Raw genomic sequence first — 12,740 nt, 5'->3', positions numbered from 1 at the left:
CGCTCTGCGTGGGAACGCCGCAATGGACGCTCTGCGTCCGCTCTTGGGACGCGGAGCGTCCCGGGATGCATTCCCACGCGGAGCGTGGGAACGATCAGGCCTGGACGCTTAAACCATACTCAGCCGCCGCATCCTGCAACCACAGCCACCAGTAATCCGAGAAGCTGCGACGAATCACCAGCTCCCAGGTGTCTTCAGCAGTATGGCGAATCACCAATTGCGACTTGGCAAACACCGTGCCCACCGCCTTGCCCACCGGGAAGCTGTTGGGGTGCACGTCGTAGCTGGTGGATTTCATCAGTACATCGCGCACGTTCGGGCCGCTGAGTTCGAGAATCTGCTGGCCGCCGCTGACGTTGACGACCTGGATATGCAAATCACCCAGCGCCTCACGCAAACTTTGCTCGGCGGCGAATTCCTCACCGCCTGGCACTACCAGCAACCACTCATCCGGACCGAGCCATTGCAGGCTGGTCTCGCCCTTGACGATGACTTGCAGGGCACCGGGCAATTCGATACCCAAGGCTTTGTGCACACCGGCGGCGAAGGCTGCGTCATGGCCATCGCCACGAATGGTCAGGTGGCCCAGCAGTTTCTTTTCACGCACGGTCACGCCGGCATTCTTGCGGCCCTTGCCTACCAGGCTGGCGAGGTCGGCATGGTGCAGCGACGACTCGGCCTTGGCTCCGGAGGTGGGGCGTTGTTGGTAAACATTGGCTGCTGTCATAAAGCACCTGTTTGAATTCTGTAGGTCTTGCGGTGACTGTTCTGGCCTCATCGCGGGCAAGCCCGGCTCCCACAGGGGAATGCATTCCAACTGTGGGAGCTGGCTTGCCTGCGATGCAGGCGACTCGGTCTGTCAGATGTTCTGACGATCGCCTTTAGGATCAAAGAACACCGAAGAAACAATCTCCGCCTCGATCACGCTGCCATCCGCCAGCGGTGCAAACACCCGCTCGCCGATGCGCTTCAAGCCGCCCTTCACCACGCCCATGGCAAACGAATAACCGAGGGAGTTATGGGCATAACTGGAGGTGACGTGGCCGACCATCTTCATCGGGATCGTCTGCTTGGCGTCGAACACCAACTGCGCGCCTTCCGGCAGCCACACGTTCGGGTCGATCGGCTTGAGTCCGACAAGCTGCTTGCGGTCTTCACGCACGCAATCCTCGCGATTCATCCCGCGCCAGCCGAGCCACGAGAACGGTTTGGTGCGGCCTACACACCAGCCCATGTTCAGGTCGTCCGGGGTCATCGAGCCGTCGGTATCCTGGCCAACGATGATGAAACCCTTCTCGGCCCGCAGCACGTGCATGGTCTCGGTGCCGTAAGGCGTCAGGTTGTACTGCTTGCCGGCCTCGACGATTTTCTCGAGCACGCCCATGGCGTAGTCGGCCTGCACGTTGACTTCGTACGACAGCTCACCGGTAAACGAAATCCGGAACACCCGTGCCGGCACGCCGCCTACCAGGCCTTCTTTCCAGGTCATGAACGGGAAACCGTCCTTGTCCAGGTCGATGTCGGTGACTTCGCTCAACAGCTTGCGGCTGTTGGGGCCGGACAAGGTCATGGTTGCCCAGTGATCGGTGACGGAGGTGAAGTACACCTTGAGGTCTGGCCATTCGGTCTGCTGGTAGATTTCCAGCCACTGCAGTACGCGCGCTGCGCCGCCGGTGGTGGTGGTCATCAGGAAGTGGTTGTCGGCCAGACAAGCGGTGACGCCGTCGTCGAAGACCATGCCGTCTTCCTTGCACATCAGGCCGTAGCGGGCCTTGCCCACGTCGAGCTTGGTCCAGGCGTTGCTGTAGATGCGGTTGAGGAACTCGCGGGCATCCGGGCCCTGGATGTCGATCTTGCCGAGGGTGGACGCGTCCAGCAGGCCGACGCTGTCACGCACGGCCAGGCATTCGCGCTTCACTGCGGCGTGCAGGTCTTCACCGTTGCGCGGGAAATACCATGGGCGTTTCCACTGGCCGACGTCCTCAAACTCGGCGCCGTTTTTCACGTGCCAGGCTTGCAGTGCGGTGTAGCGCACCGGCTCGAAGATGTGCCCACAGTGCCGGCCTGCTACCGCGCCGAAGGTTACCGGCGTGTAGTTGGGACGGAACATGGTGGTGCCCATCTGCGGGATGGTCACGTTCAGCGAACGGGCCGCGATGGCCAGGCCGTTGACGTTGCCGAGCTTGCCCTGGTCAGTGCCGAAGCCCAGTGCGGTGTAGCGCTTGACGTGCTCCACCGACTCGAAACCCTCGCGGGTGGCGAGTTCGATGGCGGCCGCGGTGACGTCATTCTGCAGGTCGACAAATTGCTTCGGCGCCCGTGCGGTAGCTTTCTCGTGAGGTACCTGGAACAGCGCCAGGGTCGGTTCTTCCAGACGGCTCAAGGCTTTGGGCAGCGTACCTTCCACCGGCGCAAACCCGGCTTCGCTGGCAGCGCGCACGCCACCTTCAAAACCGTCGGCCAGGGAATCGCCGAGGCCGTAGACGCCATTGATGCCACCGACGCACACGCGTTTCTGCGGTGCTTCGCCCGGTACAAAACCGAGGATGTCTTCACGCCAGGTCGGCTTGCCGCCCAGGTGCGAGGCCAGGTGGACCACCGGGCTGTAGCCGCCGGAGCTGGCGACCAGGTCGCACTCCAGCCACTCGCCGGGGCTGGTGACTTTATGAGCTTTGACATCGATGGCCGCAACACGGGCGCCAGTGACGTGCTTGCTGCCACGGGCCTCGATCACGGCGCTGCCGGTGAGGATGCGAATGCCTTTGGCACGCGCCTCTTCAACCAGCGCGCCCCGTGGATTGTGGCGGGCATCGGCTACGGCGACAACGCTGAGGCCGGCGTCGAACCAGTCCAGCGCCACGCGGTAGGCGTGATCGTTGTTGGTCGACAGCACCAGATTCTTGCCCGGTGCCACGCCGTAGCGACGCACGTAAGTGGAGACCGCTCCCGCCAGCATGTTGCCCGGTACGTCGTTGTTGCCGTACACCAGCGGACGCTCGCACGCACCAGTGGCCAACACCACGCGCTTGGCGCGAACCCGGTGGATACGCTGACGCACCTGGCCGATCGGCGCACGGTCACCGAGGTGGTCGGTGAGGCGCTCGTGAATGGTCAGGAAGTTATGGTCGTGGTAACCGTTGACGGTGGCGCGAGGCAGCAGCACCACGTCCGGCAGGGATTTCAGTTCCGCAATAACACTGGCGACCCATTCAGCCGCCGGCTTGCCATCGAGGCTTTCGCGGGAATCCAGCAAGGAGCCGCCGAACTCTTCCTGTTCGTCCGCGATGATCACCCGGGCGCCACTGCGGGCAGCCGCCAACGCAGCCGCCAGGCCGGCAGGGCCCGCGCCCACAATCAGCACGTCGCAATGACGGTTCATGTAGTCGTAGGTGTCCGGATCGTTCTCGGTCGGCGAGCGGCCAAGACCGGCTGCCTTACGAATGTACTTCTCGTAAGTCATCCAGAACGATTGCGGGTACATGAAGGTTTTGTAGTAGAAACCCGGCGGCATCAGCTTGCCGCCGACCTTGCCGAGAATGCCCATCATGTCGTTGTTCACGCTCGGCCAGCCGTTGGTGCTGGTGGCGACCAAACCCTGGTACAGCGCCTGTTGCGTGGCGCGCACGTTGGGGATTTGCGTGGCTTCGGTGGCGCCGATCTGCAGCACCGCGTTCGGCTCTTCGGCACCGGCGGCGAAGATGCCGCGCGGGCGGGAATACTTGAAGCTGCGACCGATGATGTCGACGCCGTTTGCCAGCAGCGCAGCGGCCAATGTGTCGCCTTCAAAGCCTTTGTAGCTCTGGCCGTTGAAGGTGAAGCTCAGGGCTTTGTTGCGGTCGATCCGGCCACCGTTGGACAGGCGATTGATCTGGCTCATACCTTCTCTCCAGAAGCCTTGGCGGTGAATTGCGGCTTGGTGCCTATCTTGTAGGTTTCAAGAATTTCGTAGGTCACGGTGTCGCGGGTCGCGTTGAAATACTGGCGGCAACCGGCAGCGTGAATCCACAGTTCGTGGTGCAGGCCGCGCGGGTTGTCGCGGAAGAACATGTAGTCGCCCCACTCCTCGTCGGTGCAGGTGTTCGGGTCCAGTGGGCGCGGGATGTGCGCTTGGCCGGAGGCGTGGAATTCCTCTTCGGAGCGCAGTTCGCCACAGTGAGGACAGAAGATATGCAACATAGGGAATTTCTCCTGTTAGTGGGCGACGGCCGCAGCGCCGTGTTCGTCGATCAGCGCGCCGTTGTGGAAACGGTCGATGGAGAATGGAGCTGCCAATGGGTGCATTTCACCCTTGGCCAGGCTGGCGGCAAATACGTTGCCTGAGCCTGGAGTCGCTTTAAAACCACCGGTGCCCCAACCGCAGTTGAAGAACATGTTCGGGACCGGGGTCTTGGAGATGATCGGGCAGGCATCCGGCGTGGTGTCGACGATGCCGCCCCACTGGCGGTTCATGCGCACGCGGGACAGCACCGGGAACATCTCGACGATGGCCTGGATGGTGTGCTCGATCACCGGGTACGAGCCGCGCTGGCCATAGCCGTTGTAGCCGTCGATACCGGCGCCGATCACCAGGTCGCCCTTGTCGGACTGGCTGATGTAACCGTGCACGGCGTTGGACATGATCACGCTGTCGATAATCGGTTTGATCGGCTCCGACACCAGTGCTTGCAGCGGGTGGGATTCGATCGGCAGGCGGAAGCCCGCGAGCGAAGCCATGTGGCCGGAGTTACCCGCCGTCACCACGCCGACGCGCTTGGCGCCGATGAAGCCTTTGTTGGTTTCCACGCCGATGCACACACCGTTTTCCTTGCGGAAACCGATCACTTCGGTCTGCTGGATCAGGTCCACGCCCAGTGCGTCAGCGGCGCGGGCAAAGCCCCAGGCCACGGCATCGTGACGGGCCACGCCGCCGCGCCGTTGCACGGTGGCGCCCATTACCGGGTAGCGAGTGTTCTTGGAGCAGTCGAGGTACGGAATCTCATCGGCCACTTGTTTGGCGTTGAGCAGTTCGCCGTCCACACCGTTCAGGCGGTTGGCGCTGACGCGACGCTCGGAGTCACGGATATCCTGCAGGGTGTGGCACAGGTTGTAGACGCCACGCTGGGAGAACATCACGTTGTAGTTCAAATCCTGGGACAAACCTTCCCAGAGTTTCATCGCGTGTTCGTACAGGTGCGCCGACTCGTCCCACAGGTAGTTGGACCGCACGATGGTGGTGTTGCGCGCGGTGTTACCGCCGCCCAGCCAGCCTTTCTCGACCACTGCCACGTTGGTGATGCCGTGCTCCTTGGCCAGGTAGTAAGCCGTCGCCAGACCATGCCCGCCGCCGCCGACGATGACCACGTCGTAGACCTTTTTCGGGGTGGGCGTGCGCCACATCTTCTGCCAGTTTTCGTGGTGGCTGAGTGAGTGCTTGAAGAGGCCGAAGCCCGAGTAGCGTTGCATAGTCATTACTCCAAAACCGCGCTCAGCGATAAACCGGGAAATCAGCGCACAGGGCGGCCACATGCTTGGCGACGTTGGCCTCCACATCGGCGTCGCCGAGGTTGTCGAGGATGTCGCAGATCCAGCCGGCCAACTCCAGGCATTGGGTCACTTTGAAGCCGCGTGTGGTCACCGCCGGCGTGCCGATACGCAGGCCCGAGGTCACGAACGGCGACTGCGGGTCGTTGGGCACGGCGTTCTTGTTGACGGTGATGTGAGCGCGACCGAGGGCGGCGTCCGCATCTTTGCCGGTGAGGCCCTGACGGATCAGGCTGACCAGGAACAGGTGGTTATCGGTGCCGCCGGACACTACATCGTAGCCGCGTTTGATAAACACGCCGGCCATGGCCTGGGCGTTGTCGATCACTTGCTGTTGATAGGCCTTGAAACCTGGTTCCTGGGCTTCCTTGAAGCACACCGCCTTGCCGGCGATCACGTGCATCAGCGGGCCGCCCTGGGCGCCCGGGAATACCGCAGAGTTGAGTTTCTTTTCAATTTCTTCGTTGGACTTGGCCAGTATCAACCCGCCACGTGGACCGCGCAGGGTCTTGTGGGTGGTGGTGGTGACCACATCGGCGTAGGGCAGCGGGTTCGGGTACAGACCAGCGGCTACCAGGCCGGCGACGTGGGCCATGTCGACGAACAGCAGCGCACCGACCTTGTCGGCGATCTGGCGAAAGCGCGGGAAATCCAGGGTCTTGGAGTAGGCGGAAAAACCCGCCACGATCATCTTCGGCTTGTGCTCCACGGCCAGGCGCTCGACTTCGTCGTAGTCGATCAGCCCGGTGTTGGTGTCGATGCCGTATTGCACCGCGTTGTACAGCTTGCCCGAGGACGACACTTTGGCGCCGTGGGTCAGGTGGCCGCCGTGGGCCAGGCTCATGCCGAGGATGGTGTCGCCGGCGTTCAACAGCGCCAGGTACACCGCACTGTTGGCGGACGAACCGGAGTGCGGCTGCACGTTGGCATAGTCGGCGCCGAACAGTTGCTTGGCGCGCTCGATGGCCAGCACTTCAACCTTGTCCACATGTTCGCAGCCGCCGTAGTAGCGCTTGCCCGGGTAACCTTCGGCGTACTTGTTGGTGAGGCCGCTGCCCTGGGCTTCCATGACACGCTTGCTGGTGTAGTTCTCTGACGCGATCAGCTCGATATGATCTTCCTGGCGCTGCTCCTCGGCATTCATGGCCGCCAGCAGTGCATCGTCATAACCCTGGATCTGGTCTTGCTTGCTGAACATCGCGTCTCTCCCAGCGGCGGCGGTGCGCCAATCGTATTGTTGGGGCCGCCGCACGACGGAGGGGCCCTTTGATGCGATGGTAGGGCTGGCGCAGAGAGGTCAAATGCCTATGGACGCCACGCAAAGGTGCGTTTACGACATGGCCCCCGGCATTTGTAGGAGCGAGCTTGCTCGCGAAAAACCTGAGGGCGCCGCGCGCATCCAGACAGCCCTCGTAATCGTTGACGTTTTTCGCGAGCAAGCTCGCTCCTACAAGGGGTTAGGCGATGATCTTTCGAAGGAGTAGCAGCAGCAGGAAATGCGCAGGATAAAGCGCATACGCCCAGCGCCGCATGGCCGGTGGCGATACCTGCCCGGCATGTCGCAACAAGACCAATCCGGCCAGCGGCGCAATCAGGCATGTCGCCAATCCCAGCATCGCCACCAGCGTGCCGCTGTCGAGCAGGACCTGCCATTGGTTGGCAGCCAGGCACACCACACCCGGCAGCACGCTGAAATACCACGGCCGGCGAAACACCAGCAACATCGCCAACGGCAGCAGCACACCAAAAAAACCGAACATCAACTGCGCCGAAAACAACCCCGCCAAAACCAGCGCGATCAACGCCAATCCTCGATCAATAACCGTCTTCTGCTGCCATCCCCGGGCAACCAGCAAACCCAGCGCCAGGGTCGGCAGTACGTTCAGCGTGTCGGCGTCGTCGATGAACATCCGGTACGGCACCTCACTGATCACACTGAACAGCAGCAACCAGCCCAGATAGCGCCACTGCCCCGTCACCGGCGCGTCCTTGACCCGATGCAAATTCGCCGCGATCGCCAGGCAAAACCACGGGAACGCCAGGCGCCCCGGCACATACAGCCCGTCCAGGCTCAAACCGACATACCGCAGGTGGTCCAGCACCATACTCAGCAGCGCCAGCCACTTGAGCAGGTCCAGGGCGCCATCGCGGACGCGGCTTACAGGAACGCTTTCAGAACCGTGCATAATTCCCCAATGACTTTGCATTAACAGTGCGTGCGCCCGCCCGACAATCTTGGGTAAAGTGCGCACCAACATCGACCACAGGACTGGGCCATGACCGACAAGAGCCAACAATTCGCCAGCGACAACTATTCCGGCATCTGCCCGGAAGCCTGGGCCGCCATGGAACTCGCCAACCAGGGCCATCAACGCGCCTATGGCGATGATGAATGGACCCACCGCGCCGCCGACGGTTTCCGCAAACTGTTCGAAACCGACTGCGAAGTGTTCTTCGCCTTCAACGGTACCGCAGCCAACTCCCTGGCGCTGTCCTCCTTGTGCCAGAGCTACCATAGCGTGATCTGCTCGGAAACCGCCCACGTCGAAACCGACGAATGCGGCGCGCCGGAGTTTTTCTCCAACGGCTCCAAGCTGCTCACTGCCCGCACCGAAAACGGCAAGCTGACCCCGGAGTCGATCCGCGAGATCGCCCTCAAGCGCCAGGACATTCACTACCCGAAACCCCGCGTCGTGACCCTGACCCAGGCCACCGAAGTCGGCAGCGTCTACACCCCGGAAGAAATCCGCGCCATCAGCGTCACCTGCAAGGAACTGGGGCTGAACCTGCACATGGACGGCGCACGCTTCTCCAACGCCTGCGCATTCCTCGGCTGCTCGCCGGCCGACCTGACCTGGAAAGCCGGGGTCGACGTGCTGTGCTTTGGTGGCACCAAGAACGGCATGGCCGTGGGTGAAGCGATCCTGTTCTTCAACCACAAGCTGGCCGAAGACTTCGACTACCGCTGCAAGCAGGCCGGGCAGCTTGCCTCAAAGATGCGCTTCCTCTCCGCCCCGTGGGTGGGCCTGCTGGAAAACGACGCCTGGCTCAAACACGCCCGCCACGCCAACCACTGTGCACAATTGCTCAGCAGCCTGGTGGCGGATATCCCGGGTGTGGAGTTGATGTTCCCGGTCCAGGCCAACGGCGTATTCCTGCAACTGTCGGAACCGGCAATTGCCGCGCTGACGGCCAAGGGCTGGCGCTTCTACACCTTCATCGGTAAAGGCGGCGCGCGGTTCATGTGCGCGTGGGATACCGAGGAAGAACGCGTAAGAGAATTAGCCGCCGATATTCGGGAAGTGATGAGCGCCTGAAGTAGGCATCAGCCCCTCAGATAATGGCGAAAGGCCGAGACTGTTTTTTGATATTTCTGACAGCAACCAACTTCGTTTTCATTGACTAGCCTCTTGGAACCCGGAAGGAAAAGGCCGCCTTTCGGGACTAACCGCCAGCCGAATAATCGGCCGGAAACGGAAATCCAGCAGAGGGCAACACCATGGAAGCGCAACGCTACGGAAACAACTTGCTAGGCGAAGGCACTATCAGCACCACCGTCATCGACTGGGACGAATTCAGAAAATCCGCGAAAATCGGTGACACCATCAGCGAACCGACGAGGACACTGCGGATCACTGACAAGGTCTATGAACTGACAGCATCCGGCCAGCACTTCGTCGTGCATATCTATGCCCAATAACCTCTAACTGATCGTTCCCACGCTCTGCGTGGGAATGCAGCCCGTGACGCTCCGCGTCACACAGCGGGACGGGACGCGGAGCGTCCAAGGAGGCATTCCCACGCGGAGCGTGGGAACGATCATTAGAACTCGATGCGCACATCACCCTTCGGCACGCTGCAGCACGACAGGATGTAACCCTCGGCTTCGTCTTCCTCGGTGATCCCGCCGTTGTGGTCCATCTCGACCTCCCCGCCCAGCTTCAGCACCTTGCACGTCCCACAGATCCCCATGCCGCAAGCTTTCGGAATCAGCAGGCCAAGCTTGGCCGCCGCTGCGTGCACGGTCTCGCCCGGTGCCACGCGGATGCTCTTGCCAGAGGCAATGAATTCCACCTGATGCAGGTCCGCCAGGTCGATTTCCGGCGCATCCGCCGCTTGTTCGGCTTGCTCCACCGCGTCGGCCCGGGCTTCCGGTGGCGTCGCGCCAAAGGATTCCTCGTGGTAGTGGCTCATGTCGAAGCCGGCGGCTTCCAGCAGGCGCTTTACCGCGTTCATGTAAGGCGTCGGGCCGCAACAGAAGACTTCCCGCTCCAGGAAGTCCGGCACCATCAGTTCGAGCATCTTGTGGTTGAGGTAACCGCGATAACCGGCCCAGGGCTCACCCAGGCCGTGTTTTTCGCAAATCAGGTGCAGGCTGAAGTTATCAATCCGCGACGCCATATGCTCCAGCTCGCGGTGGTAAATGATGTCCTTTGGCGAGCGGGCGCTGTGGATAAACGTCATGTCGACGTTGGCGTTGGTGTCGTAGAACCAGCGCGCCATGGACATCACCGGGGTAATACCGACACCACCACTGAGGTACAGCACTTTCGGGCTCGGGAAGTCGATGGCATTGAACAGCCCCACCGGCCCGTGCACCGCCAGCTCCTGGCCTTCGTGCAGCGTGTCATGCAACCAGTTGGATACCTTGCCGCCCGGCACGCGCTTGATGGTCACCGAAAAGCTGTAAGGCACCGACGGCGAACTGGAAATAGTGTACGAACGCATGATCGGCTGGCCGTCGATTTCCAACTCCAGGGTGACGAACTGCCCGGGCTTGAAAAAGAACAGGATCGGCTGGTCGGCCATAAAGCAGAAGGTGCGCACGTCCCAGGTTTCCTGGATGACTTTGACGCAACGGACGATGTGCCGACCATTGGCCCAGGTCTGGGTTGTTACCGGGTTCAGGAAGCTGTTGGACATGCTGTTCTCCATAGCCGTGTGATCGGCCTTATGGTGGCGATTCTGCGTAACACGAGAACCACCCATTTACCTATCTGCGACATTCACATACTTATCGCGACCAGCCCCCATACCACGGGGGTTGCGCGTCGGGAACAGAGTGGGCCATGTCGTTCATGGATAAGGTTCTGGCCGTTGTGGGGCCCACACTCGCTCCCAACAAAGACGCTTTCTTTACGCCTTGCTGCAAAACCTAGCCACTATTCGCCGGCCACACAGAATGGCCATGAGGACACACACGATGGACGTCACCGCAACCTTAAGCTTGGGCGATCCGCTGGAACCCGCACGCAAGGCCACTGCGCAAATGCTGCAAGAACGCGAGCGGACCTTTTCGCTGCCGCAGCCGTTTTACTCTGATGAACGGCTGTTCGATATCGACATGCAGGAAATTTTCCAGAAAGAGTGGTTGATCGCCGGCATGACCTGCGAGATCCCCGCCAAGGGCAACTACATCACCCTGCAAGTGGGCAAGAACCCGATCATCGTGATCCGTGGCGCCGATGGTGTGGTGCACGCATTCCATAACGTGTGCCGCCACCGCGGTTCGCGCCTGTGCACCAGCGACAAGGGCAAGGTCGCCAAGCTGGTGTGCCATTACCACCAGTGGACCTATGAACTGGACGGCCGCCTGCTGTTCGCCGGTACCGAAATGGGCGCCGACTTCGACATGAAGCAATACGGCCTCAAGCCGGTGAATGTGAAGACCGCCGGTGGCTACATCTTTATCAGCCTGTCGGAGAACCCGCCGGCCATCGACGACTTCCTGTCGACCTTGAGCCACTACATGGAACCCTACGACATGGAGAACACCAAGGTGGCGATCCAGACCACCTTGTTTGAAAAAGCCAACTGGAAGCTGGTGCTGGAAAACAACCGCGAGTGCTACCACTGCAACGCGTCGCACCCGGAACTGTTGAAAACCCTGCTGGAATGGGACGACGTTACCGACCCGCGGGCCGACCAGGCCTTCAAGGACCACGTGGCCGCCTCCGCCGCCGCCTGGGATGCCGAAAAGATCCCTTACGCCCACGCCAGCTTCGGCCTGCGTAACCGCATCGTGCGCATGCCGCTGCTCAAGGGCACCGTGTCGATGACCCTCGACGGCAAGCAAGGCTGCAACAAGCTGATGGGCCGCATCAAGAACCCGGACCTGGGCTCGATGCGCATCCTGCACCTGCCTCACTCGTGGAACCACTGCATGGGCGACCACATCATTGTGTTCACCGTGTGGCCGATCAGTGCCCAGGAAACCATGGTCACCACCAAGTGGATCGTGCACAAGGACGCCGTGGAGGGTGTGGACTACGACGTCGAGCGCATGCGCAAAGTGTGGGACGCCACCAATGACCAGGACCGTCGCCTGGCCGAAGAGAACCAGCGTGGCATCAACTCCACCGCGTACCAGCCAGGGCCGTACTCCAAGACTTATGAGTTTGGTGTGGTCAACTTTGTGGACTGGTACAGCGAGCGGATGCTGAGCAACCTGGGGGCGGCGCCAGCGCCGTATCTGAAAGGCGTCGCGGTCCACGAGTAAGCCATACAGTGACAGGGACCTGAACTGTACAAAAAACAGCCAGGTCTCTGACAGACCCCTGCTTTCCTGCCTTCCAGCCATTGCCCAACAACTTATCCACAAAGCCACCCACAGCAATTGTGGGCAACTGCGCTTTCCCGTCGAAATAAAACCAATAAAATCCGTGACTTATTCAAAGGTACCGGTTTTATCCCACATTGATCATTTTTTGACCTAAAGCCTGAAAGCCACGTCCTGCATGGGCTACAGAGGAACGCAAACACCTTATCCACAGAAGCGCCAACAGACTTTGGGGGCAACTTTGGGCCATCTGTGGAAAACCGGCTTAAACCGAGGAAAATCGCGGCTTTGAAAGCAAAAACCAGCCGGAATAGCGATATTGGTTACATTTTAATCAACGCACTGTAAGCCACGCGTTATATGGCCTACAGCGGATAGCGAACATCTTATCCACAGAAGCACCAACAGACTTTGGGGGCAAGTCTGTCCCGGGTATTTTCCTTATCCACAGAAAAACCCAAGGAAAAACCGTCAGTTAGGTTGGTTATTTTTCGTACAGCGAGCTGGAGGGCTTGATTTGCATGGGGTGTGGACAGCCGCGAACAGGTTATCCACAGGTGGGTTAACAGGGATTGTGGGTAAAGCCACAATCGCCGCAACACAGTGTGGGAGCGGGCTTGCTCGCGAAGGCGATGTATCAGTCAATAGATGCGTCGACTGA

At 60.8% G+C, this 12,740-nt stretch carries 10 protein-coding genes and 1 pseudogene; 3 read left to right on the top strand and 8 right to left on the bottom strand.

Features of this window, described 5'->3' with window-relative positions; translation table 11 throughout:
* Positions 1-94 precede the first annotated feature (94 nt).
* The 7 genes and pseudogenes from ACW9I6_RS01475 to ACW9I6_RS01445 form a co-directional block, all read right to left on the bottom strand.
* Complete coding sequence (locus tag ACW9I6_RS01475; RefSeq protein ID WP_008434339.1) at positions 95-727, bottom strand: sarcosine oxidase subunit gamma; 633 nt, start codon at positions 725-727, stop codon at positions 95-97.
* Between the two features lie 132 nt (positions 728-859).
* Positions 860-3,877, bottom strand: coding sequence for a sarcosine oxidase subunit alpha (locus tag ACW9I6_RS01470; protein ID WP_457338766.1), 3,018 nt, complete (start codon positions 3,875-3,877; stop codon positions 860-862).
* Entirely contained in the window at positions 3,874-4,176 is a 303-nt protein-coding gene (locus tag ACW9I6_RS01465; protein WP_003209187.1) for a sarcosine oxidase subunit delta, read from the bottom strand. The genes ACW9I6_RS01470 and ACW9I6_RS01465 overlap by 4 nt, the downstream gene beginning before the upstream one ends.
* Positions 4,177-4,191: 15 nt before the next feature.
* On the bottom strand, positions 4,192-5,442 hold the full coding sequence (locus ACW9I6_RS01460) for a sarcosine oxidase subunit beta (RefSeq protein WP_003209185.1): 1,251 nt from the start codon (positions 5,440-5,442) through the stop codon (positions 4,192-4,194).
* A 22-nt stretch (positions 5,443-5,464) separates the two neighbouring features.
* Positions 5,465-6,718 carry a serine hydroxymethyltransferase gene (gene glyA / locus ACW9I6_RS01455; RefSeq protein ID WP_008434333.1) on the bottom strand — a complete coding sequence of 418 codons (1,254 nt, stop codon included), beginning with the start codon at positions 6,716-6,718 and terminating at the stop codon, positions 5,465-5,467.
* 154 nt (positions 6,719-6,872) lie between these two features.
* A pseudogene (locus ACW9I6_RS01450) lies at positions 6,873-6,959 on the bottom strand (outer membrane lipoprotein carrier protein LolA); the annotation flags it as partial.
* An 18-nt stretch (positions 6,960-6,977) separates the two neighbouring features.
* Positions 6,978-7,706, bottom strand: coding sequence for a TraX family protein (locus ACW9I6_RS01445; RefSeq protein ID WP_301050745.1), 729 nt, complete (start codon positions 7,704-7,706; stop codon positions 6,978-6,980).
* Positions 7,707-7,796: 90 nt separating this feature from the next.
* On the opposite strand from ACW9I6_RS01445, the gene ACW9I6_RS01440 reads away from it, so the two are divergent.
* Positions 7,797-8,837, top strand: a complete 1,041-nt coding sequence (locus ACW9I6_RS01440) for a threonine aldolase family protein (protein WP_010167499.1) — start codon at positions 7,797-7,799, stop codon at positions 8,835-8,837.
* Between the two features lie 182 nt (positions 8,838-9,019).
* On the top strand, positions 9,020-9,220 hold the full coding sequence (locus tag ACW9I6_RS01435; RefSeq protein WP_003209176.1) for a hypothetical protein: 201 nt from the start codon (positions 9,020-9,022) through the stop codon (positions 9,218-9,220).
* Positions 9,221-9,342: 122 nt separating this feature from the next.
* Here the strand turns inward: ACW9I6_RS01435 and gbcB are convergent, their stop codons facing one another.
* Positions 9,343-10,443 carry a glycine-betaine demethylase subunit GbcB gene (gbcB, locus tag ACW9I6_RS01430; RefSeq protein WP_457338765.1) on the bottom strand — a complete coding sequence of 367 codons (1,101 nt, stop codon included), beginning with the start codon at positions 10,441-10,443 and terminating at the stop codon, positions 9,343-9,345.
* Between the two features lie 280 nt (positions 10,444-10,723).
* On the opposite strand from gbcB, the gene gbcA reads away from it, so the two are divergent.
* Positions 10,724-12,019, top strand: a complete 1,296-nt coding sequence (gene gbcA, locus ACW9I6_RS01425) for a glycine-betaine demethylase subunit GbcA (RefSeq protein WP_003216945.1) — start codon at positions 10,724-10,726, stop codon at positions 12,017-12,019.
* Positions 12,020-12,740: the final 721 nt, after the last annotated feature.

The sequence above is a fragment of the Pseudomonas sp. SDO5522_S412 genome, from assembly GCF_054071215.1.
Note: the sequence above shows the minus strand (reverse complement) of the source record. Positions and strands in the feature narration are given on the sequence as shown.

Bases quoted from the DNA above. Each gene is read 5' to 3' on its own strand.
- ACW9I6_RS01445 (WP_301050745.1), bottom strand. From the start codon at position 7,706: ATGCACGGTTCTGAAAGCGTTCCTGTAAGCCGCGTCCGCGATGGCGCC.
- ACW9I6_RS01470 (WP_457338766.1), bottom strand. From the start codon at position 3,877: ATGAGCCAGATCAATCGCCTGTCCAACGGTGGCCGGATCGACCGCAAC.
- gbcA (WP_003216945.1), top strand. From the start codon at position 10,724: ATGGACGTCACCGCAACCTTAAGCTTGGGCGATCCGCTGGAACCCGCA.
- ACW9I6_RS01435 (WP_003209176.1), top strand. From the start codon at position 9,020: ATGGAAGCGCAACGCTACGGAAACAACTTGCTAGGCGAAGGCACTATC.
- gbcB (WP_457338765.1), bottom strand. From the start codon at position 10,443: ATGTCCAACAGCTTCCTGAACCCGGTAACAACCCAGACCTGGGCCAAT.
- ACW9I6_RS01460 (WP_003209185.1), bottom strand. From the start codon at position 5,442: ATGCAACGCTACTCGGGCTTCGGCCTCTTCAAGCACTCACTCAGCCAC.
- glyA (WP_008434333.1), bottom strand. From the start codon at position 6,718: ATGTTCAGCAAGCAAGACCAGATCCAGGGTTATGACGATGCACTGCTG.
- ACW9I6_RS01475 (WP_008434339.1), bottom strand. From the start codon at position 727: ATGACAGCAGCCAATGTTTACCAACAACGCCCCACCTCCGGAGCCAAG.
- ACW9I6_RS01440 (WP_010167499.1), top strand. From the start codon at position 7,797: ATGACCGACAAGAGCCAACAATTCGCCAGCGACAACTATTCCGGCATC.
- ACW9I6_RS01465 (WP_003209187.1), bottom strand. From the start codon at position 4,176: ATGTTGCATATCTTCTGTCCTCACTGTGGCGAACTGCGCTCCGAAGAG.